The organism is Streptomyces sp. NPDC053431 (assembly GCF_044544925.1).
Lineage (GTDB): Bacteria > Actinomycetota > Actinomycetes > Streptomycetales > Streptomycetaceae > Streptomyces.
This window is the reverse complement of the sequence record NZ_JBITXX010000008.1, coordinates 126,144-149,173: the sequence shown is the minus strand read 5'-3', so window position 1 is coordinate 149,173 and position 23,030 is coordinate 126,144. Positions and strand designations below refer to the sequence as shown.

23 protein-coding genes are annotated in these 23,030 nt (G+C 73.8%); 7 read left to right on the top strand and 16 right to left on the bottom strand.

Annotated elements, in window-relative coordinates:
* Positions 1 to 56 precede the first annotated feature (56 nt).
* From ACIGXE_RS20590 to ACIGXE_RS20565, 6 genes are all read right to left on the bottom strand, one after another.
* Positions 57 to 644, bottom strand: coding sequence for a hypothetical protein (locus ACIGXE_RS20590; protein ID WP_399749328.1), 588 nt, complete (start codon positions 642 to 644; stop codon positions 57 to 59).
* The gene (locus ACIGXE_RS20585; protein ID WP_399749326.1) at positions 641 to 1,816 is read right to left on the bottom strand and encodes an ROK family glucokinase; all 1,176 of its coding nucleotides are present in this window, start codon (positions 1,814 to 1,816) and stop codon (positions 641 to 643) included. The genes ACIGXE_RS20590 and ACIGXE_RS20585 overlap by 4 nt, the downstream gene beginning before the upstream one ends.
* Positions 1,817 to 1,852: 36 nt before the next feature.
* The gene (locus tag ACIGXE_RS20580) at positions 1,853 to 2,686 is read right to left on the bottom strand and encodes an ATP-binding cassette domain-containing protein (RefSeq protein ID WP_399749662.1); all 834 of its coding nucleotides are present in this window, start codon (positions 2,684 to 2,686) and stop codon (positions 1,853 to 1,855) included.
* Positions 2,653 to 3,708 carry an ABC transporter permease gene (locus ACIGXE_RS20575; protein ID WP_399749324.1) on the bottom strand — a complete coding sequence of 352 codons (1,056 nt, stop codon included), beginning with the start codon at positions 3,706 to 3,708 and terminating at the stop codon, positions 2,653 to 2,655. Before ACIGXE_RS20575 ends, ACIGXE_RS20580 begins: the two co-directional genes overlap by 34 nt.
* Entirely contained in the window at positions 3,705 to 4,724 is a 1,020-nt protein-coding gene (locus ACIGXE_RS20570) for a sugar ABC transporter substrate-binding protein (protein ID WP_399749323.1), read from the bottom strand. The genes ACIGXE_RS20575 and ACIGXE_RS20570 overlap by 4 nt, the downstream gene beginning before the upstream one ends.
* Positions 4,725 to 4,813: 89 nt before the next feature.
* A complete protein-coding gene (locus ACIGXE_RS20565; protein ID WP_399749660.1) occupies positions 4,814 to 5,533 on the bottom strand; it encodes a GntR family transcriptional regulator in 720 nt (239 codons plus the stop codon).
* Between the two features lie 258 nt (positions 5,534 to 5,791).
* Here ACIGXE_RS20565 and ACIGXE_RS20560 point away from each other — a divergent pair, with 258 nt between their 5' ends.
* A complete protein-coding gene (locus tag ACIGXE_RS20560; protein WP_399749321.1) occupies positions 5,792 to 6,796 on the top strand; it encodes a Gfo/Idh/MocA family oxidoreductase in 1,005 nt (334 codons plus the stop codon).
* A 40-nt stretch (positions 6,797 to 6,836) separates the two neighbouring features.
* On the opposite strand, the gene ACIGXE_RS20555 is transcribed toward ACIGXE_RS20560, so the two are convergent.
* The 3 genes from ACIGXE_RS20555 to ACIGXE_RS20545 are packed head-to-tail and all read right to left on the bottom strand — an operon-like array spanning position 6,837 to position 9,961.
* Positions 6,837 to 8,018: a cytochrome P450 gene (locus ACIGXE_RS20555; protein WP_399749319.1), complete on the bottom strand. Its 1,182-nt coding sequence runs from the start codon at positions 8,016 to 8,018 to the stop codon at positions 6,837 to 6,839.
* Positions 8,019 to 8,027: 9 nt separating this feature from the next.
* Positions 8,028 to 8,735 carry a response regulator gene (locus ACIGXE_RS20550; protein ID WP_399749317.1) on the bottom strand — a complete coding sequence of 236 codons (708 nt, stop codon included), beginning with the start codon at positions 8,733 to 8,735 and terminating at the stop codon, positions 8,028 to 8,030.
* Positions 8,732 to 9,961, bottom strand: coding sequence for a sensor histidine kinase (locus ACIGXE_RS20545; RefSeq protein ID WP_399749315.1), 1,230 nt, complete (start codon positions 9,959 to 9,961; stop codon positions 8,732 to 8,734). The genes ACIGXE_RS20550 and ACIGXE_RS20545 overlap by 4 nt, the downstream gene beginning before the upstream one ends.
* Positions 9,962 to 10,116: 155 nt before the next feature.
* On the opposite strand from ACIGXE_RS20545, the gene ACIGXE_RS20540 reads away from it, so the two are divergent.
* On the top strand, positions 10,117 to 10,335 hold the full coding sequence (locus tag ACIGXE_RS20540) for a hypothetical protein (RefSeq protein WP_399749313.1): 219 nt from the start codon (positions 10,117 to 10,119) through the stop codon (positions 10,333 to 10,335).
* A gap of 73 nt (positions 10,336 to 10,408) precedes the next feature.
* On the opposite strand, the gene ACIGXE_RS20535 is transcribed toward ACIGXE_RS20540, so the two are convergent.
* On the bottom strand, positions 10,409 to 10,879 hold the full coding sequence (locus ACIGXE_RS20535) for a MarR family winged helix-turn-helix transcriptional regulator (RefSeq protein ID WP_399749311.1): 471 nt from the start codon (positions 10,877 to 10,879) through the stop codon (positions 10,409 to 10,411).
* Positions 10,880 to 10,949: 70 nt separating this feature from the next.
* Between ACIGXE_RS20535 and ACIGXE_RS20530 the strand changes: the two genes are divergently transcribed.
* Entirely contained in the window at positions 10,950 to 11,501 is a 552-nt protein-coding gene (locus tag ACIGXE_RS20530) for an SgcJ/EcaC family oxidoreductase (RefSeq protein ID WP_399749309.1), read from the top strand.
* Positions 11,502 to 11,608: 107 nt separating this feature from the next.
* Here ACIGXE_RS20530 and ACIGXE_RS20525 read toward each other — a convergent pair whose 3' ends face one another.
* Positions 11,609 to 12,532 carry a DMT family transporter gene (locus ACIGXE_RS20525; protein WP_399749307.1) on the bottom strand — a complete coding sequence of 308 codons (924 nt, stop codon included), beginning with the start codon at positions 12,530 to 12,532 and terminating at the stop codon, positions 11,609 to 11,611.
* Between the two features lie 111 nt (positions 12,533 to 12,643).
* Positions 12,644 to 13,255, bottom strand: a complete 612-nt coding sequence (locus ACIGXE_RS20520; protein WP_399749305.1) for a dihydrofolate reductase family protein — start codon at positions 13,253 to 13,255, stop codon at positions 12,644 to 12,646.
* 180 nt (positions 13,256 to 13,435) lie between these two features.
* Between ACIGXE_RS20520 and ACIGXE_RS20515 the strand changes: the two genes are divergently transcribed.
* On the top strand, positions 13,436 to 14,176 hold the full coding sequence (locus ACIGXE_RS20515) for an SDR family NAD(P)-dependent oxidoreductase (RefSeq protein WP_399749303.1): 741 nt from the start codon (positions 13,436 to 13,438) through the stop codon (positions 14,174 to 14,176).
* 160 nt (positions 14,177 to 14,336) lie between these two features.
* Here ACIGXE_RS20515 and alc read toward each other — a convergent pair whose 3' ends face one another.
* Both alc and allB read right to left on the bottom strand, forming a co-directional pair.
* The gene (gene alc, locus ACIGXE_RS20510) at positions 14,337 to 15,452 is read right to left on the bottom strand and encodes an allantoicase (protein WP_399749301.1); all 1,116 of its coding nucleotides are present in this window, start codon (positions 15,450 to 15,452) and stop codon (positions 14,337 to 14,339) included.
* A 3-nt stretch (positions 15,453 to 15,455) separates the two neighbouring features.
* On the bottom strand, positions 15,456 to 16,790 hold the full coding sequence (allB, locus tag ACIGXE_RS20505) for an allantoinase AllB (protein WP_399749300.1): 1,335 nt from the start codon (positions 16,788 to 16,790) through the stop codon (positions 15,456 to 15,458).
* A 336-nt stretch (positions 16,791 to 17,126) separates the two neighbouring features.
* Between allB and ACIGXE_RS20500 the strand changes: the two genes are divergently transcribed.
* Positions 17,127 to 17,936, top strand: coding sequence for an IclR family transcriptional regulator (locus ACIGXE_RS20500; RefSeq protein ID WP_399749298.1), 810 nt, complete (start codon positions 17,127 to 17,129; stop codon positions 17,934 to 17,936).
* Positions 17,937 to 18,988: 1,052 nt separating this feature from the next.
* Here the strand turns inward: ACIGXE_RS20500 and ACIGXE_RS20495 are convergent.
* Together ACIGXE_RS20495 and ACIGXE_RS20490 are read right to left on the bottom strand one after the other, a co-directional pair.
* Positions 18,989 to 19,750 carry an ABC transporter ATP-binding protein gene (locus ACIGXE_RS20495; protein ID WP_399749296.1) on the bottom strand — a complete coding sequence of 254 codons (762 nt, stop codon included), beginning with the start codon at positions 19,748 to 19,750 and terminating at the stop codon, positions 18,989 to 18,991.
* Positions 19,747 to 20,829 (bottom strand): ABC transporter permease, encoded by a 1,083-nt coding sequence (locus ACIGXE_RS20490; protein WP_399749294.1) that lies wholly within the window; start codon positions 20,827 to 20,829, stop codon positions 19,747 to 19,749. The genes ACIGXE_RS20495 and ACIGXE_RS20490 overlap by 4 nt, the downstream gene beginning before the upstream one ends.
* Positions 20,830 to 20,953: 124 nt before the next feature.
* Here ACIGXE_RS20490 and ACIGXE_RS20485 point away from each other — a divergent pair, with 124 nt between their 5' ends.
* Positions 20,954 to 22,165: a sensor histidine kinase gene (locus ACIGXE_RS20485; RefSeq protein WP_399749292.1), complete on the top strand. Its 1,212-nt coding sequence runs from the start codon at positions 20,954 to 20,956 to the stop codon at positions 22,163 to 22,165.
* Positions 22,162 to 22,788, top strand: coding sequence for a response regulator transcription factor (locus ACIGXE_RS20480; RefSeq protein WP_365343365.1), 627 nt, complete (start codon positions 22,162 to 22,164; stop codon positions 22,786 to 22,788). The genes ACIGXE_RS20485 and ACIGXE_RS20480 overlap by 4 nt, the downstream gene beginning before the upstream one ends.
* The last annotated feature ends 242 nt before the right edge of the window (positions 22,789 to 23,030 follow it).

Here is a 23,030-nt window from a genome sequence, read left to right as displayed (position 1 = left end):
GGACCGCGTAGAGGGGGGTGCGGCTCCGGCGGCCACCGGGCCCGGAGGCCCCGCGATCAGGGGGAGGTCGTGGAGACCACGTAGACGCGGGGGAAGGCAGGGTCGCCCATGTTGACCGTGATGTCGCTGGTGGGGCGCGGCTTCTCGCGGCTCACGCTGGTGCCCGACCAGCTGCGGTCGGGGCGGAAGTCCCAGCCGACGATCTCGGCGTCGCGGCTGCCGACCGTGACGTTGCCCGGGGTGAGGGCGGCCCGGCTGGTGCCGCTGTCGTGGAGGTACGCGTCGAGGCCGGCCGCGGTGGTCGTGAACTGGACGTAGAGCCGGCTGGTCTTCCAGTTGCTGGTCTCGTAGTAGGCGACGTGCCAGGCGTCCGCGGGGATCGGGATCTCGAAGACCCGGCGCTTCATCTGGGAGGGCCAGTTGTCCTGGAGGCCGGAGGCGGAGGACTCGCGCTCCTTGTCGATGCCGCTGTCGCGGCTCTGCCCGGCGGAGATCACCAGGTAGCCGGCGGGGACCCCGACGAGCAGCACGATGGTGAGCAGGGTGAGGAAGCGGCGCCGCAGCATGTGCCGCCGGTCCTCGGGCAGCTTGCCGTCGGGGTGCTCGGGGGGTGCGGTGGGATGGGGCAGGGTGGGGACGGTCATGACTTCGGGTCCTGGGGGCTGGTGCGGCTCCGCTCGGCGGCGGTGCCGCGCAGCGCCTGGGCGTAGCGCCCGTACCGCTCGTAGCGCTCGACGCGGCGCCGGTTGGCCCGGCGGAAGCGGCGGGCGACCAGCCGGGCGAGGTCGGCGGCGCCGACCATGCCGGCCTCGGGGCCGAGCTGGGCGCGGGCGATGCGGGCCTCGGGGCGGTAGCCGCGGCCGGTGAGGTGGCGGCGGAAGGCGTCCCGGGCGGGGCCGATGAGCAGGTCGTCGGCGGCGGAGACGCCGCCGCCGACGACGAAGCAGGAGGGGTCGAGGGCGGCGGCGAGGTTGGCGAGGCCGACGCCGAGCCACTGGCCGATGTCCTGGAGCAGCTCGACGCACATGGCGTCGCCCTCGCGGGCGAGCTCGGTGATGAGCGGGCCGGTGATCTCGGGGACGTTCCCCTTGACCCGTTCGATGAGCGCGTGGGCCACCGGGGAGTCGGCGGCGGCGAGCTCGCGGGCCTCGCGGACCAGGGCGTTGCCGGAGCTGTACTGCTCCCAGCAGCCGCGGTTGCCGCAGGGGCAGCGGTGCCCGCCGGGGACGACCTGCATGTGGCCGAACTCGCCGGCGACCCCGTACTTGCCGCGCTTGACCTGGCCGTCCTCCAGGATGGCGCCGCCGATGCCGGTACCGAGGGTGATCATGACGAGGTGGTCCTCGCCGCGTCCGGCGCCGAAGCGCCACTCGGCCCAGGCGGCGGTGTTGGCGTCGTTGTCCACCATGACGGGGACGGCGAGCCGGTCCTGCAGGGCGTCGCGCAGCGGCTCGTTGCGCCAGGCGAGGTGAGGGGCGAAGAGCACCCGGGCCCGGTCGGCGTCCACCCAGCCGGCCGCGCCGATGCCGACGGCGTGCACGTCGTGCCGGTCGGAGAGGTCCAGGACGAGCTCGACGATGGTGTCCTCGACGACCTTGGGGCTCTTGGACTTGTCGGGGGTCTCGGTGCGGACCTTCTCCAGGATGTTGCCGTCCGCGTCGACCACGCCGGCCATCACCTTCGTACCGCCGATGTCGATGCCGACGGTCGGCACGCGGGGCGCCGTCAGGTGCGAGCGCCGCTCGCGGGTGCCGACGGTCCGCAGCACGGTGGCCCGAGCGGAGCCCCGGTGCGTCAGGTCACGGTAGGTACTCATCGGCTCGATTCTGCCAGGTGGGGTGTGAGGGACGCGTTACGAACCGGACGGACGTTCCAGTTCGTGGCGCAGGTCCTCCAGCTCGCTGCCGCCCGCCATCTGGCGGGTCAACTCGTCGAGGGTGATGGAGCCCTTGGGGTGGCTGCCCGCCATGACGCCGCGCTTCAGGAGCACGAAACGGTCGCCGACGAGGTAGGCGTGGTGCGGGTTGTGGGTGATGAGGACCACGCCGAGGCCCTGGTCACGTGCGGCGGCCACATACTTCAGGACCACCCCGGACTGCTTCACGCCGAGCGCGGCGGTCGGCTCGTCGAGGACGAGGACCTTGGCGCCGAAGTGCACGGCGCGGGCGATGGCCACACACTGGCGCTCGCCGCCGGAGAGGGTGCCGATGGGCTGGTCGACGTCGCGCAGGTCGATGCCCATGCGCAGCAGCGCGGTCCGGGTGGTCTCGCGCATCAGGTCGACGTCGAGGCGCTTGAAGGGGCCCCGGCCGCGGGTGGGCTCGGAGCCGAGGAAGAAGTTCCGCCACACCGGCATGAGGGGGACCACGGCGAGGTCCTGGTAGACCGTGGCGATGCCGCGGTCGAGGGCGTCGCGGGGATTGGCGAGGGTGATCTCCTCGCCCTCGACGCGGAAGGTGCCGGCGTCGTGCCGGTGCAGACCGGCGACGATCTTGATGAGGGTCGACTTGCCGGCGCCGTTGTCGCCGAGGACGCAGGAGATCTCCCCCGCGTTCACCTCCAGGGAGACCCCTTCGAGGGCGCGGATGTTGCCGTAGTACTTGCTGACGTCGTCGAGCTCGACGAGCGGGCTCGCGGTCTTCGTGGCCGTGGTCACTTGGTGGCCTCCACGCGCTTGCGGATCCAGGCGTTCAGGAGCGTGGCGAGCAGCAGCATGGCGCCGAGGAAGAACTTGAACCAGTCCGGGTTCCACTCCGCGTACACGATGCCCTTGCCGGTCATGCCGAAGATGAAGGCGCCGACCGCGGAGCCGATGGCGGAGCCGTAGCCGCCGGTGATCAGACAGCCGCCGATGACGGCCGCGATGATGTAGATCAGCTCGTTGCCGACGCCCTCTCCGGACTGCACGACGTCGAACGAGAAGAGCAGGTGCTGGCCGGAGATCCAGGCGCAGAAGGCCACGCCCATGTAGAGGCCGATCTTGGTCCGGTGGACCGGGACGCCGACCGCGCGGGCGGCGTCGGCGCCGCCGCCGACCGCGAAGATCCAGTTGCCGAAGCGGGTGCGCAGCAGGATCCAGGTGGCGAGGGCGACCAGGACGATCCACCACAGGATGGTGACCTTGAGCTCGACGCCGCCGACGGTCCAGGTGGAGGCGAAGAGCTTGCGGGCCGAGGGGAAGCCCTCCATGTCGGCGATCGACTTGGTGGAGACGGTGCCGCTGATCAGTTTGGTGAAGCCGAGGTTCAGGCCGGTCAGCATCAGGAAGGTACCGAGCGTGATGATGAAGCTCGGCAGCCGGGTGCGGGTCAGCATGAAGCCGTTGAACGCGCCGATGGCGAGGGTGACGAGCAGCGAGACGCCGACGCCCACCCACACGTTCGCGGTCATCTGGTAGCTGAACATCGAGGAGACCAGCGCGGAGCTGGTGACCAGGACACCGGCCGACAGGTCGAACTCGCCGCCGATCATGAGGAGCGCGACCGGCACCGCCATGATGCCGATGGTGGAGGCCGCGTAGAGGACGGTGCCGAGGCTGGACGCGCGCAGGAAGCTGTCGGCGACCACCGAGAAGAAGAGGAAGACGGCGACCGCGCCGACGATCGAGCCGAGCTCGGGGCGGGCGAGCAGCTTCTTCAGCGGGGAGGTGCGCAGCAGGCGTTCGTCGACGTGGTCGAGGCCGTCCGAGGGCGGGGAGGCGGCACTCATCGGGTACCCCGCTCCGTGTAGTCCTTCAGCGCCGCGGCCTGCTCCTTGGTGATGATCTGCGGCCCGGTGAGGACCGGCCTGCCGCCGCCGAGGACGTCGGCGTTGTACTTGTACAGCCAGAGCAGGTCGACGGCCTCGTAGCCCTGGAGATAGGGCTGCTGGTCGACGGCGAAGCCCAGGGTGCCGGCCTCCAGGGCGCCGGCGACCTTGGCGTTGAGGTCGAAGGTGTCGACCTCGGCCTTGCTGCCGGCGCTCTTCTTCGCCTGGACGGCGGCGTCGGCGAAGGGCGCGCCGAGGGTCACGACGGCGTCGACGGACGGGTCGGACTGGAGCTTGGCGAGGATGGAGGCCTGCACGTCGGGCATGTTGGTGCCGTCGACGTACAGGTTCTGCAGCTCGCCGCCGAAGGTCTTCCTCGCGCCGGCGCAGCGCTGCTCGTGGCCGACGTTGCCCTGCTCGTGCAGGACGCAGACGGCCTTCTTCCGGCCCCGCCGGTCGAGCTCCTCGCCGACGGCCTCGCCGGCGACGGTCTCGTCCTGGCCGATGTGGGTGAGGGCGCCGAAGGCCTTGGACCGGTCGGCGCCGGAGTTCACCGTGATCACCGGGATGCCGGCCTTCACGGCCTTGTCGACGGCCGTCTTCATCGCGTCGGGCTTGGCGAGGGTGACGATGATGCCGTCGACCTTCTTGGCCACGTAGGAGTCGATGAGCTGGGCCTGCTGCTGCGCCTCGTCGCTGTGGGCGTAGAGGAAGTTGATGTTGTCCTTGACGGCGGCCTGCTTGGCGCCGTTCTGGACGATGTCCCAGAAGGTGTCGCCGTCGCCCGAGTGGGTGACCATCGCGAAGGTCCAGCGGGGGGTGTTCACGGCCGCCCTCCCCTGGGCCGCGGCCGCCTTGCGGGCGTCCTCCGCGCGCTTGCCGCCGGTGCTGCTGCATCCCGCGAGCGCGGCGGTCAGCGCCACCGCGAGCACGGCGCCGACCACCGCGCGTACCCCTCCTGTAGGAACCCTGGTCACGAGGCCGTGCCCTCCTTTGTGTCCTTCTGCGTGCATTGCAGTATCGGTCATGGGGGTGGCGCCGATCTTCGGCGGGGGCCCGTAGGGGCTTACCCGCGGACGAGCAACTGGAACTCGAAGGAGTACCGGGAGGCCCGGTACAGGTGGGAGGCGAACTCCACCGCCCGGCCCGCGGCGTCGAAGGTGGTGCGTTCCATCGTGAGCAGCGGGGCACCGGCCGGCTCGCCGAGGGCGGCCGCCTCGCCGGGGGCGGCGGCGCGGGCGCCGACGGTCTGGCGGGCACTGTGCAGGGTGGTCCCGGCGGCCCGCAGCAGCCGGTAGAGGCCGGTGGCCTCCAGGCGGGCGGTGTCCGCGTCGAGCAGTCCGGCGGGCAGGTGGTTGCGCAGGTACGCGAGGGGCTCGCCGCGCGCGGAGCGCAGCCGCTCCAGGTAGCGCACCTCGGCGCCCTCGGGCAGTCCGAGCGCGGCGGCCGCCTCGGGGCCGGCCGGTTCGATCCGGTCGACGAGGACCCTGGTCTCCGGCCGCTGTCCGGAGGCCGCCAGGTCGTCGTGGAGGCTGCTGAGCTCCAGCGGCCGCCGGACCCTGCTGTGCACGACCTGCGTGCCCACGCCCCGGCGCCGGACGAGCAGGCCCTTGTCGACGAGGGACCGGATGGCCTGCCGGACCGTGGGCCGGGAGAGTCCGAGCCGGGTCGCGAGCTCGATCTCGTTTCCGAGCAGGCTGCCGGGAGGCAGCGCGCCGCCCTCGATGGCCGCCTCCAGCTGCCGGGCCAGCTGGAAGTAGAGCGGCACGGGGCTGCCGCGGTCCACGGACAGCTCGGGGACCGGCGGGTGCGGGGGCGGGGCCTGCGCGGACACGGTGGGGAGGGTAGCCCTGGGGGCGGGGGACGGGAAGCGGGGCGGGATGCGGAAGACGGGAAGCCGCGGCGGAAGCGGGGGCAAGCCGGGGGCGGCAAACCGGGGACGGGAAGCGGGGTGTCGGGGGCGGGAGGCGGGGACGTGCGGTCGGACGTGCTGTTGTCCTGACATTTCCTTGACACCCGACCCGTTCCGCACCACCTTGGGGCCATGCGGATCGGACTGGTCGGGACGGGACGGATCGGCGCCTTCCATGCGGGGGTGCTCGCGCGGCACCCGGAGATCGAGGCACTGGTCCTCGCGGACGCCGACGGGCCGCGGGCCGCGCGGGTGGCGGGCGCGCTGGGCGCGGAGGCGGCGCCGACGGTCGACGCGCTGTTCGGACACGCCCTGGACGCGGTGGTGATCGCCTCGGCGACGGCCGCCCACGCGGAACTCATCGGACGGGCCGCGGCGGCCGGGCTTCCGGCGTTCTGCGAGAAGCCGATCGCGCTGGACGTGCCGGGGACGCTCGGTGCCCTCCGCGCGGTGACGGAGGCCGGGACCGAGCTGCAGTTGGGGTTCATGCGCCGGTTCGACGCCGGGTACCGGGCCGCGCGGGAGGCCGTCGCGGAGGGCCGGCTCGGGCGGCTGCACACCGTACGGGCGGCGAGCTCGGATCCGGCGCCGCCGCCCGCGGGGTATCTGCCGCTGTCGGGCGGCCTGTTCCGGGACTGCATGGTGCACGACTTCGACATGGTGCGCTGGGTGACGGGCCGGGAGGTCGTCGAGGTGTACGCGACCGGGTCGGACGCGGGTCCCGCGATGTTCCGGGAGGCGGACGACGTGGACACGGCCGCCGCGCTGCTGACGCTGGACGACGGCACGCTGGTCACCGCGACCGCGACCCGCTGCAACGGCGCCGGGTACGACGTACGGATGGAGCTGGCCGGGGAGCTCGCGCAGCTGGCCGTCGGCCTGGACGAGCGCACCCCGCTGGAGTCGGTCGAGCCCCTGGGGCCGCCGTCGCCCGGGAAGCCGTGGCCCGGTTTCCTGGAGCGCTTCGCACCGGCGTACGAGGCGGAGCTGGACGCCTTCGTCGGTCTGGTGCGCGGCGAGCGGGAGAACGCCTGCGACGGCCGTGAGGCGCTGGAGGCGCTGCGGATCGCGGAGGCCTGCGAGCGGTCGCACCGCGAGCGGCGGCCGGTGCGGCTCGCGGAGATACCCGCGGTCTGAGACCGGCCGGCCCTGCCGCCCCCGGCCGCGGGGAGCGGGGTCACCAGACGACGGGGAGGCGCCTCGTGCCGCGGATCAACATGCCCGGGAGCCAGTCCAAGGGGGCGCCGTCGGGGTCGAGTTCCAGCCGCGGGAAACGCCGGAGAAGCGACTCGACGGCCGTCTTGCCCTCCAGGCGGGCCAGCGGGGCGCCCAGGCAGTAGTGGATGCCGTGGCCGAAGGCGAGGTGGCCGCGCGGGTCGCGCCGGACGTCGAAGCGGTCGGGCTCGGGGAAGCGGCCCGGGTCGCGGGCCGCGGAGGCCAGCGCGACGAGGACGACCCCGCCGACGGGGATCCGCGCTCCGCCCAGGGTGATCGGCTCCTTGGCGAAGCGGAGGGTGGCGTTCTCGACCGGACCGTCGTAGCGCAGACTTTCCTCGATCGTGGCGTCGAGAAGCCCGAAGTCGGCACGGAGCGCGTCCAGTTGCTCGGGGTGGGTGAGCAGGGCGCGGACCGTGTTGGCGATCAGGTTCACGGTCGTCTCGTGGCCGGCGATGAGCAGCAGGTAGGCGAGCGCGCGCAGTTCGGGCAGCGAGAGCCGGTCGCCGTCCTCGGCGCGGGTGGCGATGAGGGCGGACAGCAGGTCGTCGGCGGGGCCGTACGCCCGCTTGTCCTCGATGAGTTCGTCGAGGTAGGCGCCGAAGCCCACGACGGCCGCCTCCTGTTCGGCCGCGGTCCCGGTCGGTGCGACGAGCTCGTCGGACCAGGCCCGGAAGCTGTCGCGGTCGGCGGCCGGGACGCCGAGCAGCTCGCAGATGACGGTGATGGGCAGCGGGAAGGCGAAGGAGTCGACGAGATCGGCGCGACCGGCCGGCGCCATGGCGTCGAGGAGTTCGTCGGTCAGCCGCTGGACGCGCGGGCGCAGCGCCTCGACCCGGCGGCCGGTGAACTCGCCCGCGACGAGCTTGCGCAGCCGGGTGTGGTCGGGCGGGTCGACGATGAGCAGGTGGCGCCCGATGACCTCCTCCTCCGGCAGCGGGATGCCGAAGGCGGAGAAGGACTTGGAGAGCCGCTGGTCGGCGAGGGCAGCGCGGGCCTCCGCGTGGCCGACGACGAGCCAGGCCGGCATGCCGTCGGGCGTGACGACCTCGTGCACCGGACCGGCCTCACGGAGCTTCGCGTAGTACGGGTACGGGTCGGCGGTGAAGTCCGCGCCGTACTCCCCCAGATCGATGACGGACATCGGCCCAGGCTACGCGCCGGTCTCCGCGTCGGGGAGGTCGAGCAGGCCGGCGTCGTGGACGAGGAGTGCGATCTGGACACGGTTGTTGAGGTCGAGTTTGGCCAGAATCCGCGAGACGTGGGTCTTGACGGTCGGAACGCTCATGTAGAGGGCGGCGGCGATCTCGGCGTTGGTCCGGCCCTGGCCGACGGCGACGGCGACCTCTCGCTCGCGCTCGGCGAGTTGGGCGAGCCGCGCACCGGCCGCGGCGCGTCTCGACGGCTGCCGCGGGGCGGTGGATCCGGCCGGGCCGGCCTGTTCGGCGACGTGGGTCATCAGCTGACGCGTGACGGCCGGGGAGAGCACGGGGTCGCCGGCGGCGACCCGGCGCACGGCGGCGACGATCTCGGCGGGCGGGGTGTCCTTGAGGACGAAGCCGGCGGCCCCGGCCCGCAGGGCGCGCAGGACCTGTTCGTCGGCGTGGAAGGTGGTGAGGACGACGACCTCGGGGGCGCCGGGGCGGGCGCGCAGCCGCTCGGTGGCGGTGAGGCCGTCGACCTTCGGCATGCGGATGTCCATGAGGACCACGTCGGGGGCGTGCCGGTCGACGAGCCCGGGGACCTCGGCCCCGTCGGCGCCCTCGCCGACGATCTCGAGGTCCTCGGCGCCGCCGAGCATCAGGGAGAGGCCCGCGCGGACCAGGGGGTCGTCGTCGACGACGATCAGCCGGATGGTCATGCGGGCCACGGTAGCCAGGCGTGGAGGGCGAAGCCGCCGTCGGGGGCGGGACCGTGCTCCATCCGGCCACCGGCGAGGGTGGCGCGCTCGGTGAGCCCGATGAGGCCCTGGCCGGATCCGGGCACGGGCGGGACGGGTCCGGCGGGGGCGGGGTTGCGGACGTCAACGGTCAGCCCGTCGCCCGGGCGGCCGCGCAGGGTGACGGTGACCTCGGCGCCGGGGGCGTGCTTGCGGGCGTTGGTGAGGGCCTCCTGGGCGATCCGGTAGACCGTGCGGCCGGTCGAGGCGGGCACGGAGTCCGGGTCGGTGACGGTGGAGTCGAGGACGACCTTCATCCCGGCCTCGCGGACCTCGGCGACCAGGCTGTCGAGGGTCGCGAGGGTGGGCTGGGGGCGGTCCTCGGCGCCCTCGCCCGGGGAGCGCAGCACGCCGATGATCTCCCGCAGGTCCTGGAGGGCCTCGTGGGCGCTGTCGCGGATGACGCCGGCGGCACGGGCGATCTGCTCGGGCGGGGCGTCCGGGCGGAACTCGAGGGCGCCGGCGTGCACGCTGAGCAGGGTGAGCCGGTGGGCCAGGACGTCGTGCATCTCGCGGGCGATGGCCTCGCGGGCGAGCCGCTGGGCCTGCTGGGCCCGCAGCTCGGCCTCGGCCTCGGCGCGCAGGGCGCGGTCGCGCAGCGCCTCGACGAGCTGGCGGCGGGAGCGGACGAGCATGCCCCAGGCGGTGACGAGGAGGATCAGGACGGCGCCGAGGGAGATGCCGAGGGGCACGCCCGTGTCGGGGTCGGGGCGGACGAAGACCTGGACGGTGGAGGCGGCGATGGCGAGCAGGCCGATCCAGGCGACCTCGCGGAAGGGGCGGCGGACGGCGACGCTGAACAGTGCGGCGAGAAGCGCGCCGCCCGCCGTGGGAGCGACGACGCTGACCACGGACAGGACGACGGCGAGCCCCGTGGGCCAGCGGCGGCGCAGCCAGAGCGCGCAGACGGCGAGGCCGCCGAGGATCTGGTCGACGAGGGCGACGGCCTCGCCGTTGTACTTGGCGCTGGTCTCCGCGGCGACCAGACCGACGAACGCGGCGAGCAGGAACAGGACGGTGTCGACCACCCAGTCCCTGACGGTGCGCCGCGGCCGCCCCTCCGGCCGGTCTGGGCCGGTCCGGGCGGCCTCGACCAGATGGGAGGGGAGCAGCCAGGTGTGCCGCTCCGGGCGGGCCGTGCGTGTCATACCGGAAATGTACGCAGGTGAGGGCGGTGACGCCGGGCCGCAGCGGCCGCCCTATACCAAAGTCGCGAGGGACGGGACTTCGGTCGTACAGGGCGGCGCGGGGCCGATACCGGTGGCCGACGCGGCCCGGACGCTCGGTGGATCACGCTCGGGACATGAAGAGATTCCTTGAGGTCACGGGCTTTCTGCTGATGGTCGTCGGCGTCTGCGGGGTGATCCGCGAACTGACCGACGGCTGGTTCAAACTGATGGGGGTGACCCGCTTCCTGACGGAGAGCGTCTGGTTCCTCCAGGGCCACGAACTGTTCGCGAACATCGTGCTCGCGGCGCTCGGGCTGGTGATCATGGTGGCGTCGGACCGGGTACGGACCTGACCGGCCGTACGGCGCCGGGCCGGCGCCGCTTCGGCCGGACGGCGCCGCCACGGTCGGACGGCACCGGGGGTCGTCATTCCTCCGTGGCCTCCGTGAGGGCGCGGGTGGCTTCGCGCTGGATCCCCGCCGAGCGGTGGAGGAAGTCGAGGATGACGGCGAGGTCCGCGTCCGAGTAGTCGGCGTAGAGGTCGGCCAGCTTGGCCGCGAAGGGGGCGAAGAGCGGCGCGAGGCGGCCCTCGATGGACGGGTCGATCTCCACGTTGGTCCGCCGGCGGTCCTGCGGGTCCTTCACCCTGCGGGCGAAGCCCTTGCGCTCCAGCCGGTCGACCAGGCCGGAGACCGAGGCGGGGGCGAGCCCGGTCCGCTCCCCCAGCTCGCCCGCGCTGAGCGCGCCCGAGCGCTGCAGCAGGTCGAGCGTCTTCTCCTCGACCGGGCTCAGACCCATCCGGGCGCTGATCGCCGCGTGGTACATGACGGCCGCGTTGCTGTGGTCGCGGCCCGCCTCCCCCAGCTCGACGAGCAGTTCGCCCCTTGACCTCTCCATGACCCGCCTCCTAATATTTCGTTCGGCCGAACGAAATATATCACGACAGGGAGCGAGAGCGAGGTACACCATGCACACCCAGGACACCGGGGGAACCGGGGAGCCCCGGACGGCGCGCGATGCGCGGGGGCCGGAGGAGGCCCGGGTCCGCGAGCTGTTCGCGGAGTACTGCAGGACCTGGACGGAGGCCGACGCCGCCGGGTTCGCGAGGCTGTTCACCGAGGACGCCGACTACGTGTCCTACGACGGCAGCTGGGCGGCGGGCGTGGCGCGGCTGCGGGACAACCACGACAAACTGTTCCGCGGCGTGATCGCCGGATCGGCCATGGTCGGGGAGATCGAGTCGCTGCGCTTCGTCACCGACTCCGTGGCCGTAATCGTGGGCAACGGCTCGGTCCTCATGCCCTGGCGCAGCAGGCTTCCGAAGCGCCGGCTGTCGCGCCAGGTCATCGTCTGCGTCCGTACGCCGGAGGGCTGGCGGATCGCTGCGATCCAGAACGGGCGCCAGCGCCCGGTGACCGTCCCGGAGCCGGACGCGTTCCCGTCCCGGATGTCACGGCTCATGACCCGGCTGGCCCGCCGGCTCGGCATAGGCCGCGCCCGGCAGGTGTCCCTGCCTTGAGGGCCCGCTCTGGGAGCGGGCCCGGCGTACCGTCTGGGCCCTCGCCCGCCGGACCGGGGCCTCGGGCCTCGGGCCTCGCGGTCAGGGCCTCAGCCACGCGGTCAGGGTCAGGCCTCGCGGTCCGCGGCCGTGCGGCCCCAGCTGGTGCCCGCCAGGACGAGGACCGCGCCCGCCAGGCCCAGCACGCCGGGGCGGTCGCCGGCCAGGGCGATGCCCGCGGCGGCGGCCCACAGGGGTTCGGTGCCCAGCAGGAGGCTGACCCGGGACGCGGAGGTGCGGCGCACCGCCCACATCTGCACGAAGAAGGCGAAGAGCGTGCAGAAGACCGAGAGGAAGAGGAGTCCCGCCCACTCACGCGGCCCGAAGGCGAGGGCCACGGCCCAGGGCGACGCCCCGGCGCCGGGGGCGGCGGCCAGCACGGCGAAGACGGCCACGGCGGAGCCGAGCTGAACGGTGGTCAAGGACAGGGCGTCGGCGCTCCGGACGGCCTTGATCCGGGACATCGCGAGGACGTGCACGGTCCGCGCGAGCGCCGCCAGCAGCATGAGCAGATCACCGAGGGAGGGCGCGGTGAAGCCGCCGCTCTGGGTCAGCAGGACCACGCCCGCCACGGAGAGCGCGGCGGCCGCCAGGAAGGCGCGGGACGGGGTGACGCCCGTGACGGCGGCCTCGGCGAGCGGGGTGAGGATCATGGTGAGGCTGATGATCAGGCCCGCGTTGGTCGCGGACGTGTGGACGACCCCGTACGTCTCCAGGAGGAAGATCCCGGCGAGGATCAGCCCGAGCAGCGCGGCCCCGCGCCACTGGGCGGCGTTCAGCTCGCGCAGCCGGCGCCGTCCGGCGGCGACGAGCACGGGCAGCACCACCGCGAAGCGCAGCACCAGGACGGCGAGCACGGTGTGGGCGGTGGTGATGCCCTTGGCGGCGAGGTAGCTGGCGCCCCAGACCACCGCGACGAGCAGGACGGGCAGATCGGTGAGCCAGGCGCGGCGGGGGGCTCCGAGCGGAACGGGAACGACGGCGGACGTCATCGGCGAGCGGTCTCCGACTCATCGGGCGGGGTGGAGACTTCGGCGGCTCTCACACGGGGGTGATCACCGTACCGGCAGCGGCCCGTGGCGGCTACACCTTTCTTCCGCGGATCAGCCGATGGTGCCGAACGTGGGGCGCCCCGCCCGCTCGTACGTCTGGATGGCGACGCCGGCGCCCGTGGTCCGCGAGTCGGCGAGCCGGAAGGCGCTCGGGGTCGCGCCCTCGGCGAAGAAGCGACGGCCCTTGCCCAGGACGACCGGGAAGACGGCGAGGTGGAGCGTGTCGATCAGGTCGTGGTCGAGGAGCGTGCGGGCCAGGCCGCCGCTGCCGTGCATCTGGATCTCGCCGTCGAGCCGCTGCTTGAGCGCCGTGACCTCCTGGACGGCGTCGCCGCTCAGGACCGTGCTGGTGGGCCAGTCGGCGCTGGTGAGGGTGGTGGAGACGACGTACTTGGGCAGGGCGTTGAGCTTGCCCGCGATCGGGTCGGCCGGGTCGGTCTGCCGGGGCCAGTAGCTCGCGAAGATCTCGTACGTGCGCCGGCCGAGGAGGAAGGCGGTGGGCCGTTCGAAGACCTCGGTGACGAAGCGGCCGAAGTCCTCGTCGCCGTACGGGAAGACCCAGCCGCCGAGGTCGAAGCCGCCGCTGGTGTCCTCGTCGGGACCGCCGGGGGCCTGGTAGACGCCGTCGAGGGTGACGAACTGGGTGAGGCTGAGCGTGGCCATGAGGGGTGCCCTTTCTCTTCTCGGAACATCGTGTCCCACCGGTGAGGACCGTGCCGCCCGGCGGAACTCATCGGTGGTCGCGGCGGTGATCGACTCGGCGTCCGATTCCCGCCAGCGCGAGGACCGCCCTCCGCGTTTGATTGAACTCGCAACGACAAACGACGCACGAGGAGTTCAGAGATGTCCAGCATGAGCGGCAAGGCGGTTCTGGTCACCGGCGGCAGCCGGGGCATGGGCGCGGCGACGGCCGTCCGCCTCGCCCAGGAGGGCGCGGACGTGGCCTTCACCTACGTCCAGGGGGAGGAACGGGCGCGCGAGGTCGCCGCGCGGATCGAGGCGGCCGGCGGCAAGGCGCTCGCGCTGCGGGCGGACGCCGGGGACGCGGGCGACGCGGCCGGAGCCGTGGACTGGGCGGCCGACGCCCTCGGCCGGCTCGACGTGCTGGTCAACAACGTCGGCGTCGGGGTCCTCGGCCCGCTGGAGTCCCTCGCCCTCGCCGACGTGGACCGGGTGCTCGCGGTGAACGTGCGCTCGGCCTTCCTGGCCTCGCAGGCGGCTGCCGCGCGCATGGAGGCGGGCGGCCGGATCATCACCATCGGCACCTGCATGACCCAGCGGGTGCCGGGTCCGGGCGGCACGCTGTACGCGACGAGCAAGGCCGCGCTGATCGGCCTGACCAAGGCCCTCGCCCGGGAGCTCGGCGGCCGCGGCATCACCGCGAACATCGTCCACCCCGGCCCGACGGACACCGACATGAACCCGGCCGACGGCCCGTACGCGGACGGCCAGGCCGGGATGACCGCCCTCGGCCGCTTCGGCACCGCCGACGAGGTCGCCGCGATGGTCGCCTTCCTTGCGGGCCCCGGCGCGGCCTACGTCACGGGCGCCGAGTTCGCGGTGGACGGCGGCCACGCCGCGTGACGTCCCGCGCAGGGCGGGACGCCGCGTAACGCCCCGCGCGGGGAGGGCGCGATCCGCGGATCCGGGAGAAGAGGAACGAGGGCGCACCGGTGCTGTCGGGTCGGTGCGCCCTCGTGGGCCGGGCGGGGTGTCGCGCCCGCCCGGTCGATGGTGGGTGGCGTCAGCCGCCCAGCTCCTGGTGGCGGGCGGTCAGCCGCGCCGTGCCCGCCTCGGTGAGCGAGCCGAAGAGACGGAGGCGGGAGATGCCGCCGTCGGGGAAGATGTCGATCCGGACCCGGGAGCCGACCGCCGGCGTGTCGAGCACGAAGCGGTGGTTGGTGTCGGGCTGGAGGCGGGTCCGCGGCAGGATCTCGGTCCAGTCGTCGGAACCCTCGGCGGCCACGGAGAGGGCGGCCCAGCCGGCGCTGTTGCCCTTGAGGTACGCGGTGTCGATCTCGACGGCGCGGATCTCGGACTCGGCGGCGAGGCTGTAGCGGATCCAGTCGTTGCCCTTGTCGCGGCGGCGGCGGGTCTCCCAGCCGTCGTCCATCTTGCGCGAGCGGCCGGGCTGGATGGTGTTGGTGGCCGGGGAGTAGAAGCGGTCGGAGGCGTCCTCGACCTGGCCGCCGTTCTCCAGCGCCGCGAGGTCGAAGGTGCCGAGCACGCCGAGCCACTTCGGGTCGGGGGCGACCTCGCCGTGGACGCGGAGGCGGGCGATGCCGCCGTCCGGGTGCTGGTTGACCCGGAGGTGGGTGAAGCGCTGCTCGACGTCCACGGCGAAGCCGTTGGCGGCGTGGCCGCCGATGGCGGTGCGCGGGACGAGCGTCGTCCACTTCACGTCGTCCGCGAGCAGCTCCTCGGGCGAGGGCGAGCCGGCGACGGAGGTTCCCTCGACGGAGACGGCCTGCGGGTAGTTGCCGCGGAAGTGGGCGGTGTCGACGACGATGCCGCGGATCACGCCGGGGGCGCCGAGGCGTACCAGCGCCCAGTCGTGGTCGTCCTCGGTCGGGTGCGGCACCTCGGCGGAGACACCGCGCCGGCGGCGGGTCTCCCAGCCGTCCATGATCTTGCCCTTGTGTCCGAAGTGCTCGGGGTCGAACTCGGCGGCCTCGGGCTTCAGCAGGTTCTCGCGCTCGGCGAAGAACTCGTCGTTGGCGGCGATCACGCCCGCGCCCAGGCGGCGGTCGGCGAGGTCCGCGTACTGGGTGAAGGGGAAGTCCGCGGTGCGGTAGTCGGCGTACGGGTCACCGCCGCCGTAGGGGCTGGCGTCGCCGGTGAAGGAGGGTATGCCGGTCACGGTTCAGTTGTTCCTTTCGAGGAGACGGCCGGAGGGCTCGCCGAGGGTGCCGCGGTCGGCGATGCGCTCTCCGCGCAGCCAGGTGGAGGTGACGACGCCGTACAGGGTCCTGCCCGCGTAGGCGGTGACCCGGTTGCGGTGCTGCAGCTCGGCCGGGTCGACGGTGAAGGTGGCGTCGGGGTCGACGACGGCGAAGTCGGCGTCGCGGCCGGCCTCGATGGCGCCCTTCTGGGTGAGGCCCGCGAGGCGGGCGGGGCCCTCGGACATCCAGCGGGCGACGTCCGTGAGGTCGTGGCCGCGGCGGCGCGCCTCGGTCCAGATGGCGGGCAGGCCGAGCTGGAGCGAGGAGATGCCGCCCCAGGCGGAGGCGAAGTCCGGCGTCTTGAGGTCGGCGGTGGACGGCGAGTGGTCCGAGACGATGCAGTCGATGGTGCCGTCGGCGAGGCCCTGCCAGAGCAGGTCCTGGTTGGCGGCCTCGCGGATCGGCGGACAGCACTTGAACTCGGTGGCGCCGTCCGGGACCTCCTCGGCGGTGAGGGTGAGGAAGTGCGGGCAGGACTCGACGGTGATCCGTACGCCCTCAGCCTTGGCGGCGGCGATCAGCGGCAGTGCGTCGGAGGACGACAGGTGCAGCACGTGGACGCGGGCGCGCAGCCGGCGGGCCTGGTCGATCAGGTTCTGGATGGCGGTGTTCTCGGCGACGCGCGGTCGGGAGGCCAGGAAGTCGGCGTACTTGCCGCCCGGCTTCTGCGGCGCCGCGGCGAGCTCGTGCGGGTCCTCCGCGTGGACGATCATCAGTCCGTCGAAGCCGGCGATCTCGGCGAGCGAGGCGGCCAGCTGGTCCTGGTCGAGCTGCGGGAACTCGTCGACGCCGGAGGGCGACAGGAAGCACTTGAAGCCGAAGACGCCGGCGTCGTGCAGCGGACGCAGGTCCTTGACGTTGTCGGGGAGCGCGCCGCCCCAGAAGCCGGTGTCGATGTGCGCCTTGGTGCGGGCCACGTCCTGCTTGATCCGCAGGTTCTCGACCGTCGTGGTGGGCGGCAGCGAGTTGAGCGGCATGTCGAGCAGGGTGGTGATGCCACCGGCGGCCGCGGCGCGGGTGGCGGTCCAGAAGCCCTCCCACTCGGTGCGGCCGGGGTCGTTCACATGGACGTGGGTGTCGACGAGTCCGGGCAGGACGACGTCGTCGCCGACGTCCTCCAGCCGGGCACCGGCCGGTACCTCGGCGTCGTACGGCAGCACGGCCGCGATCGTCCCGCCGGAGACGGCGATCGACGCCGCGCGGGTTCCCTCGGGGGTGATGACGCGCGTCGAGCGCAGGACCAGGTTGACGTCCACCCGTACCCCTTCTTCTTCTGCGAACCGAAAATTCAACGAACTGTTGAAGGAGTTTGCGGCCGGGATCGACATGTCGTCAAGGGCATGCTTCCAGGATCGCCCGGGTCGGCCGGCGTCCGCGAGGGCCAGTTGGACGTTTCCATGAAGTGGAATGAGAATTTCGTACAGTAGAACGTAGCTCCGCACATGCGGGGCCGACCAGGACCCCTCCGGGTAGCCGCCGACATCGGACAAACACCCCCTGACCGGCGCGGACGCCGGGGCCTGGGCCGTGTGCCCGGCCCCACCGCCCGGTAGGCTGCAGCATTGCCCGCCTGCCCCGAAAGGACCGTTGCCGTGCCGACGTCCAGCGCCAGCACCACCGACGCCGCCAAGCCCGCCGCCGCGAGCGGTGGCGTCCAGTCCCTCGAGCGTGCCTTCGACCTCCTGGAGCGGATGGCCGACGCGGGCGGCGAGGTCGGGCTGAGCGAGCTCTCCGCCAGCAGCGGGCTGCCGCTGCCCACCATCCACCGCCTCATGCGCACCCTCGTGGCGTGCGGCTACGTCCGCCAGCAGCCGAACCGCCGGTACGCGCTCGGCCCGCGGCTGATCCGCCTCGGCGAGTCCGCCTCCCGCCTGCTCGGCACGTGGGCCCGGCCGTACCTGGCCCGGCTCGTCGAGGAGACCGGCGAGACGGCGAACATGGCGCTGCTCGACGGCGACGAGATCGTGTACGTGGCGCAGGTGCCGTCCAAGCACTCGATGCGCATGTTCACGGAGGTCGGCCGCCGGGTGCTGCCGCACTCCACCGGCGTCGGCAAGGCGCTGCTCGCGCACACGCCGGCCGAGGAGGTGCGCGCCCTGCTGTCCCGTACCGGGATGCCCGCCGCCACCGAGAAGACCATCACCACGCCCGAGGGCTTCCTCGACGCGCTCGAGATGGTGCGTGAGACCGGTTACGCGGTCGACGACAACGAGCAGGAGATAGGGGTCCGCTGCCTCGCGGTGCCGGTTCCGAACTCGCCCACCGCGGCGGCGATCTCGATCTCCGGGCCGGCGGGCCGGGTGACGGAGGCGGCGACCGAGCGGATCGTCCCGATCCTGCACCAGGTCGCGGAGGAACTCTCGACCGCCCTCGCGAACACGGCGGGCAACGGCGGGGCGTGACCCCGCCGCCCCGGGGGCGCGCCGGCCCCTGCGGGGCCGACCTGCGTAGCGGGGCATGGCCCGGCGTGCGGGGCATGGCCCGGCGTGCGGGGCCCGGCCCATCGTGCGGGGCCCGGCCCATCGTGCGGGGCCTACCGCCCCCTCGCCTGGCCCGCCACTGCGGGCCCTACCCGTCCCTGGGTCGCCCGGCCCGTTGTGCGGGGCCTGGCCCGTCGTGCGCGGGCCCCACCGCCCCTGCCCGGCCCGCCGCAGCGGGCCCTACCCGTCCCTGGGTCGCCCGGGCCGTGGCTGCGGGCCCTACCCGTCCCTGAGTTGCCCGGCCCGTGGCTGCGGGCCCTACCGGTCACTGGGTCGCCCGGCCCGTCACTGCGCGGCCTTGCGCGCCCGGCCCGTCGCCCGTCCGCCCGGCCCGTCGCCCGTCCGCCCGGCCCGCCGATGCGAGGGCGGGCGTACATCGTGGCCGGGGACGCCCTCTTCACATGCCTTTGCCCGCCTCGCTGGAGGGCGCTCCGCCCCGCCCGTTGTGGGCAGTCGTCCCGCTGGGGCGGGACGGGTGGGCACAACGGGACACCCCCCCTTGCCGGGCCCAGGCCTTCGGGCCGTGACGGTGCGCAGATACGTGCGGCGCCGTCGTGGCGTTGTGCCCACCCGTTCCGCCCTGCGGAACGACTGCCCACAACGGGGCCGCGAACGCCTGGCCGCAACCGGCGCGGCGACCACAGGCACGATGCCCCACGTGCAGAGCGGCCCCGGGCGGCGGGCCCACCCGGGGCGCGGAACAACTGCCCACAACGGGGCCGGGAACGCCTGGCCGCGACCGGCGCGGCGACCACAGCCACGATGCCCCACGTGCGGTGGGGCCCCGGGCGGCGGGCCCACCCGGGGCGCGGAACGACTGCCCACAATCGGCGACCTGCCCGCCGCGGGCACCCGCGGCGCGGAACGGCTGCCCACAATCGGCGACCTCTCCGCTGCCGGACACCCGCGGCGCGGAGCGGCTGCCCACAACGGCCACCCTGCCCGCTGCGGGCAGGGTGGCCGCGACGTGGGGCTCACACGTGGGCGTCCTGGGACAGGCGGCCGTCTCGGACCGTCACCACCGTGTCCGCGCGTCCCAGGTGGGTGCGGTCGTGGGTGACCAGGACCGTTGCCGTGCCGCGTTCCGTCGTCAGGCCGGCCAGGAGTTCCATGACCGCCGCGCCGCGCTCGTGGTCGAGGGCGCTGGTCGGCTCGTCGACCAGGAGGACGGACGGGTCGTTCATCAGGGCCCGCGCGATGTTGATCCGCTGGCGCTGGCCGCCGGACAGCTGGTGCGGGCGCCGGTGCGCCTGGTCGGCGAGCCCGACCGCGTCGAGCAGTTCCAGGGCCCGCTCCCGTACCGCCCGGCTCTTCCGGCCGGACAGGTGGGACATCACCTGGAGCTGTTCGAGGGCGATGAGCGAGGGCAGCAGGTTGGGCTGCTGGAAGACGATGCCGATCCGCTCGCGCCGCAGCCGCGCCTTGTCGGCCGGGGCGAGCGGCGCCGTGTCGGTGCCCGCCACCACGACCCGGCCGCTGTCCGGGGTCACCAGGGTCGCGGCCACCGCGAGAAGGCTGGACTTGCCGGAGCCGGACGGACCGACGACGGCGGTGAGGCCGCCGGCGGGGACGGTGAGGGAGACCGCGTCGAGGGCGGTGAGCCGGCCGTCGCCGTCCGGGTAGGTGAGGGTCACGGCGTCGAGGACGAGATCGGTCGCGGCCGGCGCGGGCTGCGTGATCGGCGGGGTCGCCGCAGTCGGCGCGGTCGGCGAAGTACGCGAGGTCGGCGAGGTCATCGGGCGCTCCCCAGGGCGGTCAGCGGGTCGACGGCGGTGATCCGCCGGATGGACAGGGCCGCGCCGAGCACGCCCAGCACGATCATCACGGCGGCCGGGCCGAGCACGGTCAGCGGCTGGAGCACGAAGGGCACGTCGCCGCCGCTGATCAGCGCGCCGATGCCGGAGGCGAGCCCGGTGCCGAGCAGGGTGCCCGCGCCGAGCATGACGACCGCCTGCCCGAGGGCGTCCTTCAGGAGGTACGGGGTGGAGGCGCCGAGGGCCTTCAGGACGGCGACGTCGGCGCTGCGCTGGATGGTCCAGACGGTGAAGAAGGCTCCTATGACGAGCGCGGAGATCACGAAGAGGAAGCCGCGCATCAGCTGGAGCGAGCCGTTCTCGGCCTGGTAGGACCCTATGGCGCCGAGCGCCTCGTCGATCGTCCTCGACGCGGTGCCGATCCCCTGGTCACCGGCCGCCCAGTCCGCGCCGGAGCCGCTGAGGGCGACGACCGTGGCCTGCTCCTCGGGCGTGGTGCCGCTGTGGCCGAACCTCTGCCAGTCGCCGAGGGAGGTCCAGACGACGGGCGTGTGGCTGTACGAGGCGTCCCCGGCGACCGCCACGACGGTGGCCTCCAGGGTGCCGAGGCGTACGGCGTCCCCGGCGGCGACGCCCAGCTCCCGCGCCGCCGACGCCGACAGGACCGCCTTGCCCGGCCCGAGCCTGCCGCTCTCCGGCGCGAGGCCCGCGCCCGGTTCCGTGCCGAACGCGGAGAGTGCGGCGGTGCGGTCGCCCGCGGTGGCATTGAGGGTGCGGATGCCCAGCGGCTCGGCCCGCGTCACCCCGGGGCGGCCGGCCCAGGCGCGCCACTGGGACTCGGTGACGGTCGAGTTGGTGAAGGAGACCGACCCGCCGTCGGGCGGGGCGGCGAACGCCAGCCGGTCCGCCGGAAGGCCGGTGATCGCGGAGATGTTCTCCCGCGCGAGCCCGGCGGTCAGCCCCGACAGCAGTCCGACGAGCAGGGTGATCAGCACGATCACCGTACCCATCAAGGTGAATCGCCCCTTGGCGAATCTCAGGTCTCTCCATGCCACGAACATGGGCCCAAGACTGCGCGGCCGGGCCGGCCGCGGGCATCGCGCCACGGATGGCTCCGCAATCAAACTTTCGGTTGAGTCCGGATTGTCCGGACCGGCCCCGGGCCCCGCCTACCCTGGATCCATCATGGATCCCCGATCGCTCACCCCTGCCCTGCGCGCGCTGCGCCTCTGCCTGCACCTCCTCATGGCGGGCCTGCTGGTCCTGGCGGCTCTGCGCTCGCACACCGCGGCGGGGATCGCGGCGGCGGGCCTCACGGGTGCCGTCTACGCGGCCGGATCGCTGCTGCCCTCCGTACGGCGGTCGCAGCGCGCGGCGGGCGTCTGGCTCGGCGCCCTCTGCCTGTGCTGGCTGGTGCTGCTCTGGGTGACGCCCGAGGGACTGTGGATCGCGTTCCCGCTGTACTTCCTGCAGCTGCACCTGCTGCCGGTGCGCTGGTCGCTGCCGGCCGTGGCGCTCACGGCCTGCGCGGCGATCCTGTCGTACGTGCGGCACGGCGCCGCGCTCAACCCCGGCGTCTTCATCGGGCCGCTGCTCGGCGCGGCGGTCGCCGTGGCGACCGTGCTCGGCTACCAGGCGCTGTACCGGGAGAGCGAGCGACGCCGCCGGCTGATCGAGGAGCTGATCTCCACGCGGGCCGAGCTCGCGGCGGCCGAGCGGCACGCGGGGACCCTTGCCGAGCGCGAGCGGCTCGCGCGGGAGATCCACGACACCCTGGCGCAGGGCCTCTCCTCGATCCAGCTGCTGCTGCGGGCCGCCGAGCGGGCGCTGCCGGAGGGCTCGCCGGCCGCCGGGCACATCGACGCGGCCCGGCGGGCCGCGCAGGACAACCTGGCGGAGGCCCGGCGCTTCGTCCGCGCCCTGGCGCCCCCGGATCTGGAGCACGGTTCGCTCGCCGGGGCGCTGGAGCGGCTGTGCGGGACGGCGGGTCCGGACGGTCCGCGGGTGCGGTTCTCGATGAGCGGGACGCCGGCCGAGCTGCCCACCCCGTACGAGGTGGCGCTGCTGCGCATCGCCCAGTCGGCGCTCGCGAACACCGTCCGGCACGCCGCGGCCTCCCGGGCGGAGATCACCCTGTCGTTCATGGGCGGCTCGGTGACGCTGGACGTGGTCGACGACGGCGAGGGCTTCGACCCCCGGGCCGTACGGCCCTCGTCGGTGGGCGGTTTCGGGCTGCCGGCGATGCGCTCGCGGGCCGAGTCGCTGGGCGGCTCGTTCACCGTCGAGTCGGCCCCGGGGCAGGGGACCGCCGTGGCCGTCTCCCTTCCGCTCCCCCTCCCGCTCTCCGTGCCCGTCCCCGTCTCCCCCTCGCCTCGTCCGCTGGAGTCCGACGCATGACCATCCGACTGCTGCTCGCCGACGACCACCCGGTGGTACGGGCCGGGCTCCGGGCCGTACTCGACACCGAGCCGGACTTCGCCGTGGTCGCGGAGGCGGCGACGGCCGAGCGGGCCGTCGAACTGGCCGCCGCCGGGGGCGTCGACGTGGTCCTCATGGACCTCCAGTTCGGCGCCGGGATGCACGGCTCGGAGGCGACCGCCGCGATCACCGCCGTCGCGGGCGGGCCGCGGGTGCTGGTCCTGACCACGTACGACACGGACGCGGACATCCTCGCCGCGGTGGAGGCCGGCGCCTCGGGCTACCTCCTGAAGGACGCCCCGCCGGAGGAGCTCGCGGCGGCGGTGCGCACGGCGGCGGCCGGCCAGTCGGCGCTGGCCCCCGCGGTGGCGCACCGGCTCATGGACCGGATGCGCACCCCGGCCGAGGCGCTGACCAAGCGGGAGCTGGAGGTCCTCCAGCTGGTGGGCGAGGGCCTGTCGAACCAGCAGATCAGCAAGGCGCTGTTCCTCAGCCAGGCGACGGTGAAGTCCCACCTGGTGCACATCTTCGCCAAGCTCGGCGTCGAGTCCCGCACGGCGGCGGTGGCGGCGGCCACGGCCCGACGGCTGATCCGGCGCTAGGTCCTCTCGTCAGACTCCCGTCGTCGCCCGGAGGGCGGCCACGCGGCGTCAGGCGCGTGCTCTCGGTGTGCCGGGCGCGAGGCCTCGTACTGGACGCCGCGAGCCCTGCCGCCACGCGGCCGCCCCGGCGCCGGTCGGCACCGGGGCGACGGCCGGGGCGGCACCGGGGCGACGGCCGGGGCGGCACCGGGCGACGGCCGGACGTTCAGGCCCTCTCACGGGCCGGCTCACCGAGGGTGGCC